This is a genomic window from Pseudomonas frederiksbergensis (assembly GCF_035751725.1).
Taxonomy (GTDB): domain Bacteria; phylum Pseudomonadota; class Gammaproteobacteria; order Pseudomonadales; family Pseudomonadaceae; genus Aquipseudomonas; species Aquipseudomonas frederiksbergensis_A.
The window spans coordinates 337236-359227 of record NZ_CP142104.1 but is presented as its reverse complement, the minus strand read 5'-3'; the positions used below and the strand labels follow the sequence as shown (position 1 = coordinate 359227).

Sequence of the window (21992 nt, the reverse complement as noted above, 5' to 3'; positions counted from 1 at the left end):
ACTGCTACGCAGCCCAGCGGGAGCAAGCTCCCTCGCCACGGGGTATTCGCCGTGTAAGGTGTGTTGCGGATTCGCTCAAACCTGGCTCACCTCGAACACGAACGAAATCTCCCGCTTCTGGGCGCTCCAGACATAACGGATGTGCTTGCCCTGCACCGGAATCGACACCGCCGGCGGCCGGAACGCGGCGACGCATTCGTGGCCCGGCAGGCGGACGCTGTTATACAGCAGCCCCCAGGACAAGGTTTCCCGCAGTTCCCGGGCAAATACCTGGGACGGGCCATAGACCGTGGGGTCTGGATTATGCAGGTGCGGATAATCGTGGCGGATGTCGTGCAAGGGTTTGACGACCTGATTGATATAAGTCCGCATGGTCAATTCCAGATCCGGTTCGTTGGTGGCACCCAGGAACCGAGCCTGGTGGTAGCACGTCTCGGCAATGGCTGCTTCCTGGCTGCTGGCAGCGTAATAGACCCCGAAGGTGCCATCGCTGAAACGGCTGCTTTTGCCGATGTGGGTAAAAGCCGCCATCACGGGCGACGAACCAGGACCGGAGACGCGATCTTCCGGACGAACCCTGGTCAGCACGCCCGCTTCTTCCATGAGCCGGTCATTGGTCAACGCCTCCAGGGCATAGGCGGTGGCCAGGTCTTCTGGGTCGAGGACATCTTCAAACAGCGTGATCGGCGGGAAGCTGCTGTTGACGATCCGATAGGCCCGTTTCCATTGCGGGTCCGCCAGGGGCGGCGTCATCAACCGCGCACTCCGTCGAGGTATCGCCGCACATCGGCAATATCCACCACCCGTCCGGCCAGCATGTATGAAAGCGCCGACTGGCCATTGAAAGGCGCGGCGGCATTGGGGCTGCTGACCCATTGATACGCACGGTCACGGTTGTTGCTGAAAATGATGCTCAACGCTTTATGAATACCCATGAGGTATGAAATGCGTTCGAGGGTGTCACGCGGCAACCGTACGTTGTCGGGCAACTGCTTGTACTTGTAAAAGGTCGTGTTCCCTACTTTGCCCAACAAAGTGCGCTGCTGCTCGACACTGCAGCCCCACAGTTCCATAAGATTGAAGAAGAACTTCAACGCGACTCGACCCGCATCCGGGGAGTCCAATTGTTGCTGTGCACCGAGGGTGATTGATGAAGTCGCCATGTGATTTCAGGCTCCTTTGCTAAGGATTGACGCCTAAAGAATAGTACAGATACGGATAGAAATTAATATTTAATTCAAAAACGAACAATCTTGACCTTCATACAGCCTGGTAACCGCGACGATATGCCGTGTGAATTGAATCGTCCGACACGCCGACCCAGCAAAAAACCAGAATCCCGCATAAGCTCCAGTCATCGCCTGCTGGAGCTTTTCGCCACAAAATCGCGACAAGCGTGGCAAGGTGCTTGATGATAGCCAGCATCGCACCGCCAGACCCGGCCGAGTGCACAATAATAGCGAGCCCACTAAAGCAGAGGGCATTACCTCATGGATAGCAGAACCTTACGTAATCTCATGCGCATCATGCAGACCGGCTCGTTGTCGGCCGCGGCGGAACAGTCGTGCCTTACGGTGCAGGCGCTGGCAGCGCAATTGAACAAGGTTGAGGAACAGTTCGGGTTTCGGTTGTTTCGGCGCTCGAACAAGGGCCTGACGTTGACGAGCCAAGGCTCTGAATTGACGCCTTTCATGGACCAAGTCCTGGTGGCCACTCGGCAACTGGAAGAAAAGGTCGCGGCGCTCAAGGCACCCAGGCAACGAAGCCTTAAAGTGGCGCTCAACACGACGCTGCCGACAGATTTCAATCGACGCATGATCGATCGCCTGATCGCGGTGTTCCCTCAGTACCAGCTTGAGTTCAGTTACGCAGAGTCGATGGAGAACCTGAGCAAGCTCAAGAACGAGCATTTCGACCTGGCGATCCTCATCGGGCAACAAAGCGGCTTCACCAGTATCCCGATGCCGGACGTGCAAGTGCAGGTAGTCGGTGCCCATTGCGGTAACCAGGATGACTCCCTTGGCTTGCTCGTCGACAAGTTCCAGGTCCGCCCTGCTGACGAATGCCCCTATTCCCACAGCTTCCTGCGTTTTCTCGACGCGGGTCTCGGCGAATACGGACCCAGCCAGCGAATGGTGTACTCCTGCAGCGAAACGCTGACCTTGTCGCTGATCACCCAGCTCGACGGCCTGGGACTGGTGTCCAGGGACGCGGCGATGCGAAACGGCCTGGCGATCTTTCCGGATTTCGAGGATTTCCTGGAAGTTCGCCTGGCGGTGAACAATCCCGAGCTCAGCGACCAGGCGCTGCACGATGTGGTGGATATGACGCTACAGGAACGAACCGAGCGCGATATACGACGCCGTGCCCACCGCCACACTGAGAAACAGGTTGCGGCTGAAATACGCACATAGCAGTGTCGGAATCGCCGCGTAGAACTCTGGGCGGTCGATCTGTATCTGTTGGTCCTTGATCAACAACGGCGTCAGGCTGATGGCGGCGACAATCGCTACCGGCAAGTATTCCAGCGCGCGGGCGACGAAGGGAGGCCAGTTTTCCGTATTCACCTGCAGCGGCAAGGCCCGAGGCAGAAAGGTCACGGCCATCATCAACACAACGACGAGGATCAGGAACGTTTGGTCAGGCATACGCCTACCCCGCAGCCAACGAACGTGGCGATGAACACATTGAATGGCGAACTGACCAACAGGCTGAGCACGCCCATGCAGGCGACCGCGGCCAAGGCCGCGATCAGTTTATTGCGCGTATTGCACAGTGAAACCAGCACGTAGAGCATCATGGCCGTCAGGGCGTAATCAAGTTGATACTTGATCAGGTGCGCTGCGTACTGCGCGCAGACGGCCCCCAACAAGCCGCCAAGTACCCACGACGCATGGCAAAACAGGTTGAAGCCAATCAGGTAGCGCAGGCTGACCGGCGCCCCGCTGCCCAGCTTGACGCTGTGAAAGGCAAACGACTCGTCGGTGAGCCCCGCCGCGTAGCACCAACGCTCGAAACGACTGAGTCCCAACGCCCGCAATGCCTTGGCCATATAGACGGACATGAGCATGTGGCGCGCATTGATCAGGAACGTGGTGAGCACGATCGTGGTCAATGACGCACCGCTGGAAATCAGTGCCAGCGCGGCAAATTGCGAGGCACCTGCGTAGACGAACAGGCACATCGCAACCGGTAGCCACAAGGGCAGCCCGGCATTCACCGCCATCAGACCGAACACAAACGAAACCGTGAAATAACCCGCTACTACCGGACTGGCTTCAGCAAAGGTTCGCGAGGCTTGTGGTTCGACCGCCAGCGGCTGGCTGGAAGTCTTGTTCATAGATCCCTCTCGAAAGTGATTTCACCTCGGGGCTCGCAGAACCCCTGGGCAGCCCAGAAACGCTTGCCAGCCAGATTGCTATCGTCGACGAACAAGAACATACGCAGTACGCCCACGCGTTTCATGTCCGCCGATGCCGCTTCGACCAAGCGCTGACCCAGGCCTTGGGTGCGATGCCTCGGGCTGACGGCCAGGTGATTGATCGTCCCTCGAGTGCCCAGCATGCCGCCAATGACCGCGCCGACGACTTCCCCCATGGCATCGAAAGCCATGTAGGCCGTGGTGGTTTCCTGCAACAACACGCCGCGCAAGAATCGCGCATCCTGCCACTCGCAGAACGAGACCTCGGTAAAACCGCGGAAAAACTGCTCCAGCCGCTCGGCATCCCTGACCATGGCTCGGCGCAACAGGACTTGTTGCACCGGATCGTCCATGGGTTCGAGCTGTTCAGCGAACAATGTCAAAAGCGGTCCCGGGCCGCGAGAAGGAGATCGCCAGGATCTGCCTGAACGCCATCTCGTGGCTGTGGACGTTGCGCGCTGGGGTCACATAGTGGCGCATGTCACGATCGAGGAAGAATGTCGTATCGAGGATATCCTCGTAGGTGGTTGCCGCCAGTTGCTCTTCCTGGGCGCTATAGAGACGACTTTCTGCGCCGCAAACATTATTGCGGCCCCAGAAATGGACGCCGCTGAACGGATAGCCGTCGCAATGGATGCCTTCCGGGGTGATTTCCAGCTGCTTGCCCGGCTTGATCTCGATGCGGATCTGATGGATCTGGCATTGCCAGACTTCATCATGCAGTTCCTGCGGCAAGACGTTCTTGTACACCTCGAAGTCTGTGTCGATCAGGCTGCGCATCACCGGGGAATTGATCACTTCGTTGGAGAAATCCTGGAAGTGCCGCTCCAATCCGCCGACGTAACTGTTGTTGGCCTTGGACTGGACATAGGCCCGGTGTTCGAGCTGCTTGAGCTCGCGAGTCGTGGGGTTGTATTCGAAGTCGCTGTAGCGGCGAAAACGCATGCCTGACTCGGCCTGGCCGTAATAACTGTCGGGCTCCATGTTTTCCCAGCTTTTGGTCAGCCGGACAAAATCGCCGAAATGACCGTAGAGATTGAAGTCTCCACCGCGGACGTTGACGTATTTGTCACGTCTTAGCGCTTCGCCCACTTCCCTGTTCAGAACGATCATTTTTCATAGGTCTCCGCTGCATTGAGCGGACTAATCTATTAGGTGCAGGATTTGCGTCCATGAAAAAGTATTTGAAGCATTTCAAGTGGCGTTTGAAACGGTGCAAAACGTTTCATTAGTCCGATTTTTTTGCACGGAAAGACGTATTTGCGACGTCATTTTTACAACGGGTGGCTACGAATTCTGCTTTTCCAACGCGCAAGAAACGGCGCAGCAGCGCGCAATTTGTTGAGCACTTTTTATCCAACCCTACCGCATCATCCGCTTTCAGACACCCGCCTCCCCGCTTCAACACGCCGGCTCATGGGCCTTCACTAAACCTGGCTCATTCCTTGATAGATGTGCGGCCCTCATCGGGGCAGATCCCCGAATGCACATCTTTCGGCAAGGAGAGCCCCATGGCGGCACCCACGTTTACGCCCCTCGACCCCAGGACATGGCTGGCGCAACAGCCGATACGGGAAAACGCGCATCTGTACCTGATCATCAGTGCCGCGAGCGAGGCCGATGCACTGCAAGCCCTCCGCACCTCGGTTCCAGTCCATCCGTTGCTACCCATCTGGAGCGAAACGCCCTACGCCGCTTGGCAACCGGTCATGCCCTACGTGACCAAGCTCGACCCCGGCTCGGCATTCCTGTCCTGGATTGCCGAAACCGACAGCCTCGACTGGGGCTGGCTCGCCGTTTCGCGGTGTGATCAAGAAGAGGTGTTGGCGCACCTGCGCAGCCTGACGCAAGTGAAGATGCCGGACGGTCGCGAAGTCTTTTTTCGGTTTTGGGATGGGCGATTCTTTCATTCGATCCTTGAAGGCCTCGGTGATGCCGCCGGGGATATGTTGCCGGTGTTCGAGCGTTATTTGATCAACGGAAAGTCCTTGGATATCGGTCCGACGAAGGTGCCGGCGGTGAAGGATTGGCCGTGGTGGGAAATGCCGAAGCATCTGCTCGATGCGCTGTCGGAGCAGAACCCTTCGGCACGGGTGGAAAATCTGATGCAGTGGCTTGAAGAAGAGCACTTGGATCTTTTTACCGCTTGGCCCGAAAGCAATCTGAAGTTGAAAGTCAGCCGCTGCGTACGCCATGCAACGAATCAGGAAAAAGTTCATGAAATCCTGCTGAACGAGCTGGCTCGGGAGCAATGTTGATGTCAGCGAAGGATCATGTTGCCTTCGTCGATGAGGAGCTTGCGACATTCAAGGACAGTTTGAAGCGCTATCAAGAGCAGACCCAAACCTGGTATGCGCAGCGGGCCGATGACTTCAGCCGACTTCGTGATCTGCCGTCTCTCATGGGTATGGAGCGCATCGTCAAGGTCGGTGACAGTCAAAAAACTGTGGCAGTGAGTGATAGCGACTTCAACTCGAATGTAACCAGATGCCCGCTGAAGGGGCCTTTGCTGATCGAGAGCAAATTCGAGTCGGTCTATGACATCCCGATCGGCAATATCGACGTTGAAATCGTCGACGTGGACAGTGGGGCCATCAGCAAAGTCAGGCTCGACGCCCAAGGAAAGGCCAGTTGGACCGACGGTGTACCCGGCAAGTATTACCAGGTACGCGTGCACAGCAAAGTCACGCCCGACCAGATCGATGCGTTGTTCGGCACCTACGACGGGCTGACAGGCGAGCTGGAAACATTCCTGCGCAATAAATGGGAAGGCCCGGCGGGGTACAGGCAGCAGTGGTCGAGCCTGTCCTTATCCGGTATGGCCATAGCGGTGGGCAGTGGCATTCTCGAAGGTGGATGGGAAGCCATCAAGGGTGTGTGGGACGGCATCAGCCTGGTGCTGGACATGCTGAAAAATCCGGCGAAGTTCATGGATGAGCTGGGCGAAGGGGCCGATCGGCTCATCGAAGTCGCCAGACAAACACCCGAGGTCATGAAAAAGGCCATGCTGCTGGCCAGCGACGAGGCTGCGCTCTTCCTGATGATGCGCTGTGCGCTGATCTGGTTGGCAAGTCTGCCGCCGATGCAGGTGGCCGGCGATGCCGCAAGGATGACCACCGCCGCGGTCATGGGAATCGTGATCGACATCGTGCTGGCAATCGTTCTTACAGTGGTTGCCGAGGGTACCGGCGTTATTTATCTCGCGGCACGGGTGAAAAAATACGGGGAAATCCTCCTTGATGCAGTGACCGGTTTCGTACAGTCCGTGTTCGCCGTCATCAATGGCTTCATGGGGTACGTCGCCCAGTACATTCCCGTGGCGGTGCGGGGCACGGCGGCGCCCATGAAAAAAGGCGCGGTCGAGCTGCGCATCGACGGCAAGAGGAACGCCAGGCTCGTCGCGGGCAAGACGGTTGACGATGCTTCAACGCAGGCGACCACGCCGACCGGCAAGAGCGCCGAGCCCGTCGCCCATACCTGTACCGACAAATGCCCGGTCTCGATGGTGACCGGCGAAGAATTGTTGACGCTCGACGATGGCCAACTCGACGGCCTGTTGCCGTTCGAGTGGACTCGCCTGTATCGAACCAGCGCAGTGGAAATCGACTGCGGCCTGGGTTACGGCTGGAGCCACGCGCTCGCCCATCGGCTTGACATCACCGGTGAAGAAGTCGTTTGGACCGATCACGAAAATCGATCCATCCGCTTCCCGCGCCCGACCAAGCAGCGCCCAACGATTACCAACAGTCTGTCCTGTGCAGCTATTTACCTGGGCAATGCTCCCAACGAGCTGATCGTGGCTCAAGCAGGCCAACGGCCCTCGTTCTATCACTTTCATCTGCGCAACGATGGCGCAACCTTGGAGACCATCAGCGACAGTTATGGCAACCGGCTGCGCGTCACCCGCGACGTTCTTGGGCAGATCAAGCGCCTGGACAACGGTGCCGGGAGAGGGTTGCTCTTCCGCTACAACGGCAGTCGCATCGTCGCGGTCGATTACCAACAGTTCAATGCGCAGAACACGCTGGAACGGTGCTGGACGACCGTCCAGACGTTGGTCACCTACCATTATGACGCCCAGCATCGTCTGGTCGAGGCGACCAACGCCAGCGGCGAGACGGAGCGTTATCGGTACGACGAGCAACACGTCATCGTCGAACGACAGCTAGCCGGTGGCGCCAGTTTTTTCTGGGAATGGGAAAACGAGGGGAAACAGGTCCGTTGCGTTCGTCACTGGGCCAGTTTCGCGCAAATGCACGCCCGTTATACCTGGGACGACAAGGGCAGCGTCACCGTTACCCATGGCGACGGCAGTGAGGAGGTCTATACCCACGACGACAAGGCCCGGCTCATCAGCAAGACCGATCCGGACGGCGCGCAACATCGCAAGGCCTATAACGAAAAGGGCCAGCTGATCGCCGAGCAAGACCCGCTGGGCGCCGTGACCGAATACCGCTACGACGAGGACGGCTTGCTGACAGCCGTCATTGCGCCGGATGAAGAAGCGGTGATTTACGAGCATGTGAACGGGTTCGTAAGCGACGTCCATCGCGGCAAAGCCAGTTGGAAATACCGCCGCAATCGGCAAGGCGACATAACCCGACAGGTCGATCCTGACGGAAACATCACGTACTACCACTACAGCGACCAGGGGCGCCTGAGGCTCATCAGCCACCCCGACGGTAGCGCTCATTCATTGAGCTGGAACACGCTTGGTCAATTAGTGGAAGAAACCCTGCCCGATGGCAGCCAGCGGTGTTTTTCCTACGATGCCCTGGGGCGTTTGCTGACCCGCCAGGACGAATACGGCGCCATCACCCACTACCAATGGGACGCCGTGGGCCGCTTGCTGCAAACCACCTTGCCCAGCGGCGCGACCCGCGCCTGGAGCTACAACGCCTACGGCAAGGTCATCGCCGAGCGGGACGAACTGGGGCGTATCACCCGCTACGAATACGCCGACGACCTGCACCTGATCAGCCGCCGCCTCAACCCCGACGGCAGCGAGCTGAAATATCGCTACGACTCGGCGCGGCTGTTGCTGACGGACATCGAGAACGAATCCGGCGAAAAATATCATCTGGACTACACGCCCAACGGACTGATCCGACAGGAAACCGGCTTCGACGGCCAGCGCACCGGCTATGCCTACGACCTCAACGGCCACCTGCTGGAAAAGACCGAGTTCGGCGCCGACGGCAGCCAACTGATCACTGCCTATCAGCGCGACAGCGCCGGGCGCCTGCTGCGCAAGACCCTGCCGGACGGCACAGCAGTCGATTACCGCTACGACGCCCTCGGCCGTTTGGTCAGCGTCGACGACGGCCATTGGCCGCTGGCCTACGAATACGACGCCCAGGACCGCCTCGTCGCCGAACACCAAGGCTGGGCCACCCTGCGTTATCGCTACGACAGCGTTGGTCGCTTGATCCACTGCCGCCTGCCCGACCGCAGCACCCTCGACTACCGCCACGCCCGCGGCGGCGCGCTGATCGCCATCGACCTCAACGGCACCTGCCTGACCGAGCATCGTTTCAAGGGCGGCCGCGAAACCCAACGCCAGCAAGGCCTGCTGCTCAGCGACTACCGCTACGACGAACAGGGCCGCCTCAAGGCCCAGACCGTCTGGCAAACCCAGCAGCACCAACTGTTCTGGCGCGATTACTCCTACAGCGCCAACGGCAACCTCGCCGCGCTTTCCGACAATCGAAACCGCCGCAGCTACCAGTACGACGCGCAAGATCGCCTGGTCCGCATCGACTATGCCCACAGCCAAGGCCCCGAACGCTTTGCCCATGACCCGGCCGGCAACCTGTTGCTGCGAGACCGTCCCGGCCCGACCACCCTCAAGGCCAATCGCCTGCTCATGGAGGGCGACCGCCACTACGACTACGACGCCTACGGCAACCTCATCCGCGAACGCCGCGGCAAAGCCCAATGCCTCGTCACCCACTACCGCTACGACAGCCAACACCGCCTCATCGGTATCACCAGCCCGGACGGCAGCGAAACGTCCTACCGCTACGACGCCTTCGGCCGACGCATCGAAAAGACCGTGGCGGACCAGACCACGGAATTTATCTGGCAAGGCGACCAAGTCATCGCCGAAAGCAGCGATCGCTACTACCAAAGCTACGTCTACGAACCCGGCACCTTCCGCCCCCTCGCCCTGCTCGAAGGCCAAGGCCCGGACAACGCCACGCCGTTCCACTACCACAACGACCACCTCGGCACGCCCCAGGAACTGACCAGCCACCAGGGCGAAATCGTCTGGGCCGCGCGCTACAACGGCTATGGCAAACTCACCGAACTGCGCCACGGCGACGGCAAACGCCTGGAACAACCGCTGCGCTTCCAAGGCCAATACCACGACCGGGAAAGCGGCCTGCACTACAACCGGCACCGGTACTACAATCCGGAGACGGGGCGGTATCTGACGCTGGATCCGAGCAAGCTCAAGGGCGGGCTCAACGGGTATCGGTACACCCTGAACCCGACGGGGTGGGTGGATCCGTTGGGGTTGGTGGATTGTCCGGGGAATAAAAATAAACCCATTGAACGCGAGCAAAAAAGCGAGCCTCCGCCACCCCAACCTTCTCGCCACGGCGCATTTAGGCATGCAAAATCGGACGCGGGCATACCAAAGTCCCAGCAACCGGACCCTGTATACGACGCCACCACCGGAAAAACACAACAATATAGCTATGCAAGGATGACGGACAAATCCGGTGAAAGAATTTTAACCACCGAAGGAACACCAATTTTGACTCGAGAATATCAATTTACTCGCCCCGACGGTTCTAAAATAATAATCCAAGATCACTCAGCCGGACATCAGTATCATCAACCACAAAATCGAGGCGACCAGGAAGCTCACTTTAATTTGCGCCCTATTGAAAATAGAAGAACAGGAAAAGTTCACAACGCAAAAGATCACTATTACTTTAAGGAGTGAGGAATGATTTCCTGGAACAACCTCGAAGGCAGCATTTTCTTTAATAAAGTCTTTTCTTACGCCGTACCCATCGGACAAATTGAATTATTTTCATTGGCCATAGATAACAGCGCACCTACCATCATCTTGGAATTTGACATTGCAGAATATCCCGACGTTCCACCGCCGAAATGGAAGCAATCAGGGTACAACACGTGCCGCATAGGCCTAAACTGCAGCGCCCCCAAAAATCTAAAAATTGTAAATATCCCAACAGAAAACAAACTAACCCTTCAGATAACCCAGCAGCGAGATGGATATGCTATCCAAGCCTCCAATGCCACCTCACTCATAGAATTTGAAGCCAAACACTTACTACTATGTGGGCCCTCAGCCTATAAAAACGAAATACTATGAGTTACCTTACCCCTCTAAAAACTCTCGATGATTTGGATCAACATGCCCCCCGATCCGAAGACCGGGGGGAACAATCAAACATGTATCACGTTAACAGCCATCAAAAAACATCAATCGGATAATCCACAAACACCCGCAGTTCATTACCGCTGACGTTGTACTCGCTGGACTTCTGCGACACGCGCAGGAACGAGCTACGCAAGCGCACGCTCAAATCCTTGGCCGGGCCGCCCTGGACGACGTATTTGAACTGGTTGAAGATTTCGCGCTCGGTGCCGCCTTCGCTGGTGGAGGTGGTGATGTTATCGCCACGCACATAGGCCACGTTATAGGTCAGGCCCGGGACGCCGAAGGTGGTGAAGTCCAGGCCGTAGCCCAGCTGCCAGCTGCGTTCGTCTTCGGCGTTGAAGTCCGACCAGTAGGAGTTGGCCAGATAGATGGTATTGCCGCCATCACCCACACGGTTCTGGTCACGCTGATAGCCGCCATAGGCGTAGCCGAGGTTGCTGTCGCCGGTACTGCGCTGGTGGGCAAGGGTGAAGCTGTGCGGACCGGTGGCAAAGGTCGCCGCCAGGCTCCAGATCTTGTTGTCGTCGCCGGTGACGTTGTTTTCCCGCACGTAACTGTTATCCAGCTTGGTGCGATAGCCGTTGAAGTCCAGGGTCAGGGATTGGTCCTTGGCCAGCGGGAACACGTAGTTGGCGTTCACGTACTGCTTCTTCAGCACGTCCTCGACGTCAGAGGCGTAGAGCGCAGCCTTGAACTGTTCTGTGAACTGATAGCTGCCGCCCAGGACGTTGATCGACTTCAAGCCACCGCTGTCACGGCCTTCGGCGCTTTTACGCGACTCGGCGGTGAAACGACCGGCGTTCAGTTCAAGGCCTTTGATCTCCTTGGAGGTGATCAGCGTGCCGGTGTAGCTTTCCGGCAGCAGGCGCCCGTTGTCATAACTCAATACGGGCAGGGCCGGCATCTGGTCGCCGTAGGCCAGCACGGTGTTGGAAACGCGGAACTTCACCGCGGCACCAAACTTGGCCAGGTCATCGGCCGCGTTGCCGCTGTCGCCTTTCTTGAAGAAATCGATGCCTTGCGCACCCGTGCGTCCTTTACCGCCGTCCAGACGCAGCGCGTACAAGCCGAATGCATCCACTCCCACGCCCACCGTGCCTTGGGTGAAGCCGGACGAGAACGTACCGATGGCCGCCTGGCCCCATTCGGCCTTGTCCTCGTTACCGTCCTTGTAGTCACGGCTGATGTAGGCGTTGCGCAACAGCACCTTCAAGCTGCTGTCTTCAACGAAGCCCTTGGACTCAGCCTGGTCGTTGGCCATGGCTTGTGTGGTGCTCAATATCCCCAGTGCGATCAAACTAATGCGCTTGTTCAACATGATTATTTTCCTTGTACGGGTTGATTCGCACTGCAACCGGCAACCGGAATGGCGCTTTTGCGCTCTTTATTCGGACTCTTGCTCCTGGAAATAATGAAAAGGCCCGCCCACGGTTCATCGTGTCGGGCCTTTTTATTATTTAAGAGTCATGGCTGTTGGCCACAGGCGTGGGCGAATCCTAGTCGCGCCCTGAACCCTGTGTCAATTTCGTGAATCATCTTGGATTAGGCGAAAAACGTCTAAGAACAGATCCATTTAGGAGCCAGCTACCACAAGGAAATCCAACAGACATAAAAAAAGCGCCGTCCTTTCGGGCAGCGCCTTTATCAATCCGTTGAGTTCTATCCTTGCATCACGTCCCACAACGCTTCCAGCTCCGCCTCGCTGAACAGGCCAACGGGGTAGCGCTCCATGATCATCCGACGCGGATCAGGCTCTCTGATCTGACGCGTCCCATTGGACTTCAACCACTGCGCCACGGCTTGAAGCGACTCACCATTTACAGCCAAAGGATGGCATGCGCGCTCACTTATCATGTTCATTCCAGCGCCCTCCTGGTTGATGAGCGGCCAATCTATCCGAGGTTTATGACAAAACAACGCAGCTCCCCTCCCCGAAACTGCCCGGATGACGATACAAGAGCTATGCCAATGTCATCGCGTCGCCGGCCATCCAGGCGCAAAAAAGCCCGCGCCCCAATCAGGACGCGGGCTTGCCAGCATGGATCCAAAACCGCCGAGATAGAGCCGCTGCGATTGATGTCACCTGGCTGTTACGTCGCCACTCATTTTATGCGCGGTGCCGGTTGCTGTTGGGTAAGGCAATGGATATTCCCGCCTCCCAGTAACAGTTCCCTACCCGGCACCATTACCACCTCGTGCTCAGGAAACAGGCTTTGCAGCAGGTCCCGGGCCGGCCCGTCCAGCGGGTCATCGAAACTCGGCGCGATGATGCCGCCGTTGACGATCAAGAAGTTCACATAGGAACCGGCCAGGCGCACGCTCGGATTGCGCTCCTGGGAACCTTCAACCGCGTCCACACCGGCACATTCTTGCTCGGTGGCGTACAACGGCCCGGGAATCGGCATTTTATGCACTGTGAACGGGCGGCCCTTGGCGTCAGTGCTGTTTTGCAGGACATTCATTGCCGCGTGGCAGCGAGCGTAGTTCGGGTCTTGCGGGTCGTCGGTCCAGGCGAGCAATACTTCACCCGGGCGCACGTAGCAGCAGAAGTTATCCACATGGCCGTCGGTTTCATCATTGAACAGACCGTCCGGTAGCCAGATGACTTTATCCACAGCCAATTGGGCGCTGAGCACCGCCTCGATCTCTTCGCGGCTCATGTGCGGGTTGCGATTGCGGTTGAGCAGGCATTCCTCGGTGGTGATCACGGTGCCTTCACCGTCGACATGGATCGAGCCGCCTTCCAACACAAAACCTTCGGTGCGATAACGCGGGCTGCGCTCGATCTCGAGAATCTTGCCGGCCACTTGCGAATCGCGGTTCCACGGCGAATACAAGCCACCGTCGAACCCACCCCAGGCGTTGAAATCCCAATCGACGCCGCGTACTTCGCCGTTGTCGTTGATGACAAACGTCGGGCCGGTGTCCCGGACCCACGCGTCGTCGCTGGACATTTCCACCAGGCGGATATTCGGTACATCGAGGCGCGCCCGGGCGTTTTCATATTGCGCGGCGGACACCGCCACGGTCACCGGTTCGAAGCGGGCGATGGCCTTAGCAACCGCTACATGGGCGGCCTGCGCCGGCTTGCCGCCCAGGCGCCAATTGTCCGGGCGCTCGGGCCAGATCATCCAGACCTGGGTCTGGGTTGCCCACTCGGCAGGCATGTGGAAACCATCCGCGCGCGGAGTGCTGTGCAAAGTTGTCATCAATCAGGACTCCAGTGAGCCGTCGAGGGTTTTGATCGCGCCGTACAGGTTCGGCCGCCGATCACGAAAAGTGCCCCAGGCACTGCGAATGTGTTCCAGCTCGTCGAGGTCGAAGCTGTGCACCCGCACACCTTCTTCGGTTTCGTTCAGTTCCTGGACTTTCTCGCCATACTGATTGGCGATGAACGACGAGCCGTAAAACGTAATGTCGTAGCCATCCTGCTCTTCGTTGCCGATGCGATTGCTGGCCACCAGCGGCATCAGGTTGGCACCCGCATGGCCTTGCTGCACGCGTTGCCAGTGATCACGCGACGAGATGGTCTTGTCGTGCGGCTCGCTGCCGATGGCGGTCGGGTACAACAGGATTTCCGCGCCTTGCAGCGCCATGCTGCGGGCGCATTCCGGGAACCACTGATCCCAGCAGATGCCTACGCCGATCTTTGCGTAGCGCGTATTCCAAACCTTGAAACCGGTGTCGCCAGGGTTGAAGTAGTACTTCTCATGGTAGCCGGGGCCGTCCGGGATATGGCTCTTGCGGTACACGCCCAGGTTCCGCCCATCGGCATCGATGATCGCAATACTGTTGAAGCGCGCGCGGCCGGCCAGTTCAAAAAAACTGATGGGTAACACAACCTGCAGCTCTTCGGCGATTTTCTGGAAATGCTTGATGGCAACGTTGTCGTCAACCGAGGTCGCCAACTGCATGTAGTCCGGGTTCGGCTTCTGGCAGAAGTACGGCGCCTCGAACAATTCCTGGATAAGGATAATCTGCGCGCCTTGGGCAGCAGCCTGGCGAACCAGCTTCTCGGCGGTCTCGATATTGGCTTCGAGATCCCAGGAACAGGCCATTTGAGTAGCGGCTACGGTGACGATACGACTCATGATTCATCTCCTGGGCGATGGACAGAGACGCCTTTATAGCCGATAAAAATCGGCTTTTAAAGTGGAGAAAATCAACAAGCTGCTAATTTACGCTTAGAATGCCGACAAAAATCGACTTCAAGAACACCGAAAAACCTGTGGGAGCGAGCCTGCTCGCTCCCACAGGGAATACCGTCAGCGCGGAAAAGGGCTACAGCCCCTCCTCCAACACCTTCGCCAGCATATCGACGAAGAAATCCACGCTTTGCCGCGAAGTGACCATTGGTGGCTTGATTTTGAGGATGTTCAGGTAGTCACCGGTCGGTTGCATGAAGATGCCCAACTCGCGCAAGCGATTGCACAGCGCCGTGGTTTCCTCGGTGGCCGGCTCCAGGGTGTCGCGGTTGCGGATCAGCTCCACGCCCAGGTAAAAGCCCGAACCATGCACCGCTCCGACCAAGGGATACTGGTCGATCAACGCTTCCAGCCGGGCTTTGAAATGGCCACCGACCACCCGGGCGTTCTCCCAGAGGTTTTCCTCCTCCATGACATCCAGCACGGCCATGCCGATCCGGCAACTGACCGGGCTGCCGCCTGCGGAGGAGAAGAAATACCCTTCGGCTTCCAGCGCCTCGGCGATCTCCCGACGGGTGATGACGGCTCCCAACGGCTGGCCGTTGCCCATGCCCTTGGCCATGGTGATGATGTCCGGCACCACCCCTTGCTCCTCGAAGCCCCAGAAGAACTCGCCCATGCGCCCGTAGCCAACCTGCACTTCGTCGGCGATGCAAACGCCGCCACGCTCGCGCACCATGGCATATACCTGTTTCAGGTAGCCCGGCGGCAGGGCGATGCCGCCGGCATTGCCATACACCGGCTCGCAAATGAAGCCGGCGAGCTGGCGTTTCTGCTCGGCGATCTTTGCCAGGTTGTGCTCGACGCTGCGCACGTAGTCTGGCGCACTGTCGACCCCGCGGAACTCACCGCGATAAGTGTTCGGCGCTGTCACCGGGTGCACCCAGTCCGGACGACTGCTGAGGGCCTGGGGGTTGTCGGCGATGGACGTCGAGACCGCGTCCGCCGCCACCGACCAACCGTGATAGGCCTCCAGCACGCTGAGCATGTCGCGTCCGCCGCTATAAGCCCAGGCCAGGCGGATCGCCAGGTCGTTGGCCTCGGTGCCGCTGTTGACCAGGAACACCCGGTCCATGTTCGACGGCGCCAGCGCCAGCAGGCGCTCGGAAAACTCGGCGATCGCCGCATAGTGGAAGCGCGAGTTGGTATTGAGCAGCGACCATTGCCGGGCAGCCACCGCCGCCATGCGCGGATGACCATGACCCAGCACCGCGACGTTATTGAGCATGTCGAGGTAGGAGCGGCCCTGCATGTCGATCAGGTGATTGCGCCAGCCGCGTTCGATGCGCGGCGGGTCGACATAGTAGTGCTTCTGCGAGCGGGCAAAACTCGCATCGCGACGGGCCCGCAGCGCCTCGGCATCGATTTCCGGCTCGGCATCGCAAGCCAGCCCCAGCAAGGCCGCAGGCGACGGGCAGAGCGCCTGCCACGCTTGCGCCCGCGACGGCGAGCAGAACAGCGGAGGATTCAAATGCGCGCCCCGGCACAGTTGGACCCGCAACGGCCCGGCCACCTCCCCGATTATCTGCCCCTTGACCAGCGCGGCCCCTGGCAGCAGCGACGATGCCACGCCCCACAGGCGCACGCTCAACTGCGGGCCGTCGAGCCGCAGCAGGCCGTCGGCATCCTTGTGCACCATGCCGGCGAAGGGCGACTCCAGTGGTGTGCCTTGCGGCACATGCAATTCGACGTGCAACGGATAAGTATCGGGCTCGATGGCGCTGTCCGGCCGGGTGCGGGACAAGCGGTACTGGCCGTAACGGCTGGCCGCCAAACCGTGCACAGCGGCGGCTTCGCTCAACAGACGCTGGTCGATCCCCGCCTGCTCCCAGTTGCCGGCCTCGAAATGCGGGCTGAGCACGCCCAGGTCAATCAGGGCGAAATCACGCCCGACCAGCGTCGGCAGCAGCGGCGCAAAGCCCTCGTTGGCGATGGACGGCGGGCGATGGCCGGCGGCGCTGAGTATCGCCGCCTCCATCAACTCAAGCGGGACGGAATGGGCGACGTTGAAGATTTCCCATTCATGTTCGAGATTGGCGCGGGAATATTGATTATCCGGATCGATAGCCACTTGTTGTTCGCCGCTGAGTACCAGCACGGCGGCGCGGGTCACGATCAACGGCCAGAGCGCCAGGAGTTCTTCGCGCTGCAACGGATTGGCCGAGTGATAGGCCTGGATCGCGGGCAGGATGAAAAACGGATCGCCGTCGGCATGATGCAGCAGGGCCGCACACGTCACCGAGAGGTCGGTGATGCGCCAGGTGCGGACCAAGTCGCCAAAATCAATCACACCCTGCATTTGCCACTGGCGCTGGGTGTCGCGCTGCCAGACCACGTTGTCATCCGTGATGTCCATGTGGATCGCCTGTACCGGCAGGCTGGCCTTGAGTGGCAACAAGCGCCGTTCGGCCTGTTGCGCGACTTCGGCGATCAACTGGCGTCGGCGATCGTCCTGGATGACGGGAAGCAGGTGGTCGATCAAGGCCGGCGCATGGCGCGCATCCCATTGCAGGGTGCGCTCCAGGCCCGGATGGTCGAAGGCGGCAAGGGCAAGGTTCATCTGCGCGCACAGCCGTCCCAGCCCGGTCACCAGGTCTGGGGTAAGGTGCTTGAGTTGAGTCAGGGATTGGCCGTCAATGTACTCCAGCAGGCGTACATGGACCGTCTGCCCGGCGACTTCGAGCGTCAGCAGATCCTGGCCGTTACTGGCGGCAATAACCGCTGGCACCTTCACCGCGCCGTGCCCGGCAAGCGCCTTCAGGGCGGCATGCTGGGCCTGGAGTTCCTCGATGGCGTAGTCGCCGTGGCAAATCTTCAGCACAAACCGGCCGCGTTCGCTATCGACGCGGTAGTTCAGATCCTGGTGGCTGCCGAGGGGTCGCAGGTCGCCGCTGAGTCCGTAATTCGAGCGCAGCAGCACCAACGCCTGTTCGGCGCTGATCTGTGGGCTTGGCAAACTGGCACGGTGAACCAACGTAGCGAGCGGCATACAACGACCCCTGAGTGGTTTTGTTTTGGATGCTTATCTCGCCACTGAGCCAGGGGATTAGCAACCCCTCTTTTCAGCCAGGGCTCGCGCCGCCCTGCCCTTTGGGCAAGAATGGTCTTTTTGAACCCTGGCTTACCGGAGACACACCATGAATGTCATCGCCACCGATCTCCCCGGTGTCCTGATCATCGAACCCAAGGTATTTGGTGACGAGCGCGGTTTTTTTTATGAAAGTTTCAATGCCAAGGCTTTCAAGGACGCGACGGGCATCGACACGGAGTTCGTTCAGGACAATCATTCCCGCTCGCAGAAAGGCGTGTTGCGAGGCCTGCATTACCAACTGCAAAACACCCAGGGCAAGCTCGTCCGCGTGACCGCTGGCGAAGTGCTCGACGTGGCAGTCGATATTCGTCGCAGCTCAGCGCATTTCGGCAAATGGGTCGCGGTGCGCCTCAGCGCCGATAATCACCGCCAACTCTGGGTACCGCCAGGATTCGCCCATGGCTTTGTGGTCTTGAGCGAGTTCGCCGAGTTTCTCTACAAGACAACCCACTACTACGACCCGACGTCGGAACGCAGCCTGTTGTGGAATGACCCCACCTTGAACATCGATTGGCAACTGGGTGACATCCAGCCACAACTGTCTGCCAAGGATCTGGCCGCTGCAACGCTCGAGCATGCCGAGGTCTTCGCCTGATCGAAGACGTTCGCCCGTGTCCTAGGCATAATGCGTCTGTTACCACAGGCGCCCGATGCTCATGAATTCCACCCTCCCCCGCAGACCCCGTTGGCGCAGCCTGGCGTTGCTCGCATTGTGCCTGGCGCCATTGTTGTGGCCACTGGAGCATCTGGCCGAGCGGTATTACCGCAGTGAGCTGGCCGGCCAGAACCGCCAGACACTCGATCTCTACGTCGCCAACCTGCTGGGCACCCTGCATCGCTATGAAGTGCTGCCGCAGATACTCGGCGAACTGCCGGCCCTGCGCGCAGCCCTGTCGGCACCGGACGATGGCGTGACCCAGGGCAATGCCAACCGGCTGCTGAAAAATATCAGCGCCCAGACGGGGGCCGAAGTCATGTACCTGATGGATGCCACGGGCAAGACCCTGGCCGCCTCGAACTGGGACAAGCACGACAGCTTCGTCGGTCGCAATTTTGCCTTTCGCCCTTACTACATCGAGGCCATGGCCGGGCGCCTGGGACGTTTTTTCGGCCTGGGCACCACATCGGGCAAGCGCGGTTATTTTTTCGCCGCCGCCGTACGCGATCGCGAAAAAGTGATTGGCGTATTGGTGGTCAAGGTTGACCTGGACCACACCGAGAGCCTGTGGGGCAAGACCCCCGAACAGCTCCTGGTGACCGACCACAACGGCGTAGTCATTCTCACCTCGCGCCAGGAATGGCGCTTCCGCTCGACGCGGCCCTTGGGCGAAGCGGAGAGCAAGGCGATCAGCGCGATACAACCCTACCCAACCCGCGATCCCAAGCCGCTCAACCTGGACCCCAGCGCCTGGCTGACCCAGACCCAGGCCATCGAAGAGACAGGCTGGAACGTCAGCATCCTGGCGCCACGCACGCTGATTGACCGCCCGGTACGCACGGTGGTCGTCATCGGCGGCGCGGCGTTGCTGGTCTTGATGTTGTTGCTCGGGCTGATGATGCAACGCAGGCGCCATTACCTGGAACGAATCGCCTTCGAGGCCAAGGCTCGTCACGAACTGGAGGGTCGGGTCGCGGAACGCACCAGCGACCTGGAAGGCCTTAACCGTCGGCTCAAGCAAGAGGTGCTGGAGCGCGAGCACGCCCAACAGGAATTGGTCCGTGCCCAGGATGACCTGGTGCAAGCCGGCAAGTTGTCCGCGCTCGGCACCATGTCGGCCAGCATCAGCCACGAACTCAACCAGCCGTTGGCAGCGATTAGAAGCTATGCCGAAAACGCCGAAATACTGCTCGATCACCAGCGCACGGATGACGCCCGTGGCAACCTCAAGCTGATCAACGAACTGACCGGACGCATGGCATCGATCATCGCTCATCTGCGCGCCTTCGCCCGCCGCGACCGCCACGCCCCGGAAAGCGTCGCGCTGCAACCGGCGCTGGACGATGCCCTGGCCTTGCTCGCCAAACGTCGGCGCAGCATGGAAGTGGAGCTGATTCGTGACCTGCCGGCCGCCACCCTGTGGGTCGAAGCCGGCGAAACGCGCCTGCGCCAAGTGCTGGGCAACCTGCTGGCCAATGCGCTGGATGCCCTGACTGAAAAAGGTCCGCCGCGTAGACTCTGGCTCAGTGCCCAGGCGACCGAAACCGGCGTCAACCTGTACATTCGCGATAACGGCCCGGGGTTTTGCATGGAAGCCCTTGGTCGCGCCGGCGAGCCGTTCTACACCACCAAGACCCGCACTCAAGGCCTTGGCCTGGGGCTGGCAATCTGCGACACCCTGATGCGCGCCTTCGGCGGCGAATTGCTATTCGCCAACCACAAGGAAGGCGGCGCCCTGATTACCCTGAAATTGCGCGCGGGCGCGCCTGGGGTGAGCCTGCAACCGTCCGAGGACCGTAGTGTATGACCATCGACAACCAGATTGAGGTGGTGTTGATCGACGACGACCCCCATCTGCGCCAGGCCCTCAGCCAGACCCTCGACCTGGCCGGACTGAAAATACTGCCGCTGGGCGAGGCCAACGGTCTGGCCGGGCAGTTGCCTCGCGACTGGCCGGGCGTCGTGGTCAGCGATATCCGCATGCCCGGCATGGACGGCCTGGAACTGCTGGGCCAACTGCACGCCCAGGACCCGGAGCTGCCGGTGCTGCTGATCACCGGTCACGGCGACGTGCCGCTGGCCGTACAGGCCATGCGCGCCGGAGCCTATGACTTTCTCGAAAAACCCTTCGCCAGCGACCATCTGCTCGACAGCGTACGCCGGGCCTTGGCCTTGCGCCGCCTGGTCCTGGACAACCGCAGCCTGCGCCTGGCCCTCAGTGACCGCCATGAACTCAGCGCCCGATTGGTCGGGCAATCATCACCCATGCTGCGCCTGCGCGAGCAGATCGGGGCCTTGGCAGCGACCCGCGCCGATGTGCTGATCCTGGGTGAAACCGGCGCTGGCAAGGAAGTGGTCGCCCGCGCGCTGCACGACTTGTCGAGCCGGCGCAACGGGCCGTTCGTGGCCATCAACGCCGGCGCGTTGGCGGAGTCCGTGGTGGAAAGCGAACTGTTCGGCCACGAACCCGGCGCCTTCACTGGCGCGCAGAAACGCCGTATCGGCAAATTTGAATTCGCCAATGGCGGCACGTTGTTTCTCGATGAAATCGAAAGCATGAGCCTGGACGTACAGGTCAAGTTGCTTCGCCTGCTGCAAGAGCGCGTGGTGGAACGATTGGGTGGCAATCAACAGATCCCGCTGGACATCCGCATCATTGCCGCGACCAAGGAAGACCTGCGCCAGGCCGCCGATCAAGGGCGTTTTCGCGCCGACCTCTATTACCGCCTGAACGTCGCGCCGCTGCGCATACCGCCGTTGCGCGAACGAGGTGAGGATGTGCTGGTGCTGTTCCAGCATTTCGCCGATGAGGCCAGCGCCCGCCATGGCCTGCCGCGCCACGAATTGCTTCCGGCCCACCGGGCGCTGTTGTTGCGCCATGGCTGGCCGGGCAACGTGCGCGAGTTGCAGAACGCCGCCGAGCGTTTCGCCCTGGGCCTGGAACTGGCCCTGGATAACAACACACCGGAGGGTCATCCCGGCGCCCCGGTGGAGGGGGTCAGCGGCGGTTTGAGCGAGCAGGTGGAGAACTTCGAAAAAACCCTGATCGCCGCAGAGCTGGCCCGCCCCCACAGTTCAGTGCGCAGCCTGGCCGAAGCCCTCGGTGTGCCGCGCAAGACGTTGCACGACAAACTGCGCAAGCATGGGCTGGCCTTCGGCGACCATAGCCAAGGCCAGGCCGATGACGCCGATTGAGC

Annotated in this window: 18 protein-coding genes; 7 read left to right on the top strand and 11 right to left on the bottom strand. The window is 59.7% G+C overall.

Annotated features, from left to right (window positions below; all coding sequences use genetic code 11):
• Positions 1–75: 75 nt before the first annotated feature.
• Together VQ575_RS01605 and VQ575_RS01600 are read right to left on the bottom strand one after the other, a co-directional pair.
• Entirely contained in the window at positions 76–753 is a 678-nt protein-coding gene (locus VQ575_RS01605) for an RES family NAD+ phosphorylase (protein WP_325918928.1), read from the bottom strand.
• Positions 753–1163: an MbcA/ParS/Xre antitoxin family protein gene (locus tag VQ575_RS01600; protein ID WP_039592673.1), complete on the bottom strand. Its 411-nt coding sequence runs from the start codon at positions 1161–1163 to the stop codon at positions 753–755. Before VQ575_RS01600 ends, VQ575_RS01605 begins: the two co-directional genes overlap by 1 nt.
• 327 nt (positions 1164–1490) lie before the next feature.
• Between VQ575_RS01600 and VQ575_RS01595 the strand changes: the two genes are divergently transcribed.
• A complete protein-coding gene (locus tag VQ575_RS01595) occupies positions 1491–2414 on the top strand; it encodes a LysR family transcriptional regulator (protein WP_039592672.1) in 924 nt (307 codons plus the stop codon).
• Here the strand turns inward: VQ575_RS01595 and VQ575_RS01590 are convergent.
• The 4 genes from VQ575_RS01590 to VQ575_RS01575 are packed head-to-tail and all read right to left on the bottom strand — an operon-like array spanning position 2331 to position 4534.
• Positions 2331–2648: an AzlD domain-containing protein gene (locus tag VQ575_RS01590; RefSeq protein WP_039592671.1), complete on the bottom strand. Its 318-nt coding sequence runs from the start codon at positions 2646–2648 to the stop codon at positions 2331–2333. The genes VQ575_RS01595 and VQ575_RS01590 overlap by 84 nt on opposite strands.
• Positions 2627–3340, bottom strand: a complete 714-nt coding sequence (locus VQ575_RS01585; protein WP_039592670.1) for an AzlC family ABC transporter permease — start codon at positions 3338–3340, stop codon at positions 2627–2629. The genes VQ575_RS01590 and VQ575_RS01585 overlap by 22 nt, the downstream gene beginning before the upstream one ends.
• Positions 3337–3774 carry a GNAT family N-acetyltransferase gene (locus VQ575_RS01580; protein ID WP_196304736.1) on the bottom strand — a complete coding sequence of 146 codons (438 nt, stop codon included), beginning with the start codon at positions 3772–3774 and terminating at the stop codon, positions 3337–3339. The genes VQ575_RS01585 and VQ575_RS01580 overlap by 4 nt, the downstream gene beginning before the upstream one ends.
• A gap of 13 nt (positions 3775–3787) precedes the next feature.
• Positions 3788–4534, bottom strand: coding sequence for a 2OG-Fe dioxygenase family protein (locus VQ575_RS01575; protein ID WP_039592669.1), 747 nt, complete (start codon positions 4532–4534; stop codon positions 3788–3790).
• A 398-nt stretch (positions 4535–4932) separates the two neighbouring features.
• On the opposite strand from VQ575_RS01575, the gene VQ575_RS01570 reads away from it, so the two are divergent.
• Genes VQ575_RS01570 through VQ575_RS01560 form a run of 3 tightly spaced genes read left to right on the top strand, consistent with a single transcriptional unit; the run spans position 4933 to position 10772 of the window.
• Positions 4933–5679 carry a DUF4123 domain-containing protein gene (locus VQ575_RS01570; protein ID WP_039592668.1) on the top strand — a complete coding sequence of 249 codons (747 nt, stop codon included), beginning with the start codon at positions 4933–4935 and terminating at the stop codon, positions 5677–5679.
• A complete protein-coding gene (locus tag VQ575_RS01565) occupies positions 5679–10376 on the top strand; it encodes an RHS repeat-associated core domain-containing protein (RefSeq protein ID WP_325918926.1) in 4698 nt (1565 codons plus the stop codon). The genes VQ575_RS01570 and VQ575_RS01565 overlap by 1 nt, the downstream gene beginning before the upstream one ends.
• A 3-nt stretch (positions 10377–10379) precedes the next feature.
• The gene (locus tag VQ575_RS01560) at positions 10380–10772 is read left to right on the top strand and encodes an Imm50 family immunity protein (protein WP_039592667.1); all 393 of its coding nucleotides are present in this window, start codon (positions 10380–10382) and stop codon (positions 10770–10772) included.
• A 100-nt stretch (positions 10773–10872) separates the two neighbouring features.
• Here VQ575_RS01560 and VQ575_RS01555 read toward each other — a convergent pair whose 3' ends face one another.
• The 5 genes from VQ575_RS01555 to VQ575_RS01535 all read right to left on the bottom strand — a co-directional run bounded on the left by VQ575_RS01555 (position 10873) and on the right by VQ575_RS01535 (position 18035).
• The gene (locus tag VQ575_RS01555) at positions 10873–12159 is read right to left on the bottom strand and encodes an OprD family porin (RefSeq protein ID WP_039592666.1); all 1287 of its coding nucleotides are present in this window, start codon (positions 12157–12159) and stop codon (positions 10873–10875) included.
• Positions 12160–12500: 341 nt separating this feature from the next.
• Positions 12501–12701 carry a hypothetical protein gene (locus tag VQ575_RS01550; RefSeq protein WP_039592665.1) on the bottom strand — a complete coding sequence of 67 codons (201 nt, stop codon included), beginning with the start codon at positions 12699–12701 and terminating at the stop codon, positions 12501–12503.
• A 242-nt stretch (positions 12702–12943) separates the two neighbouring features.
• Entirely contained in the window at positions 12944–14050 is a 1107-nt protein-coding gene (gene aguA, locus VQ575_RS01545; protein WP_039592664.1) for an agmatine deiminase, read from the bottom strand.
• 3 nt (positions 14051–14053) lie between these two features.
• Positions 14054–14932, bottom strand: coding sequence for an N-carbamoylputrescine amidase (gene aguB / locus VQ575_RS01540; protein ID WP_039592663.1), 879 nt, complete (start codon positions 14930–14932; stop codon positions 14054–14056).
• A 190-nt stretch (positions 14933–15122) separates the two neighbouring features.
• Complete coding sequence (locus VQ575_RS01535) at positions 15123–18035, bottom strand: aminotransferase (RefSeq protein ID WP_325918924.1); 2913 nt, start codon at positions 18033–18035, stop codon at positions 15123–15125.
• Positions 18036–18183: 148 nt separating this feature from the next.
• Here VQ575_RS01535 and rfbC point away from each other — a divergent pair, with 148 nt between their 5' ends.
• From rfbC to VQ575_RS01520, 3 genes are all read left to right on the top strand, one after another.
• Entirely contained in the window at positions 18184–18732 is a 549-nt protein-coding gene (rfbC, locus tag VQ575_RS01530; protein WP_039592661.1) for a dTDP-4-dehydrorhamnose 3,5-epimerase, read from the top strand.
• Between the two features lie 61 nt (positions 18733–18793).
• Positions 18794–20602: a sensor histidine kinase gene (locus tag VQ575_RS01525; protein WP_039592743.1), complete on the top strand. Its 1809-nt coding sequence runs from the start codon at positions 18794–18796 to the stop codon at positions 20600–20602.
• Positions 20599–21990 carry a sigma-54-dependent transcriptional regulator gene (locus VQ575_RS01520; protein ID WP_039592660.1) on the top strand — a complete coding sequence of 464 codons (1392 nt, stop codon included), beginning with the start codon at positions 20599–20601 and terminating at the stop codon, positions 21988–21990. The genes VQ575_RS01525 and VQ575_RS01520 overlap by 4 nt, the downstream gene beginning before the upstream one ends.
• Positions 21991–21992 lie beyond the last annotated feature (2 nt).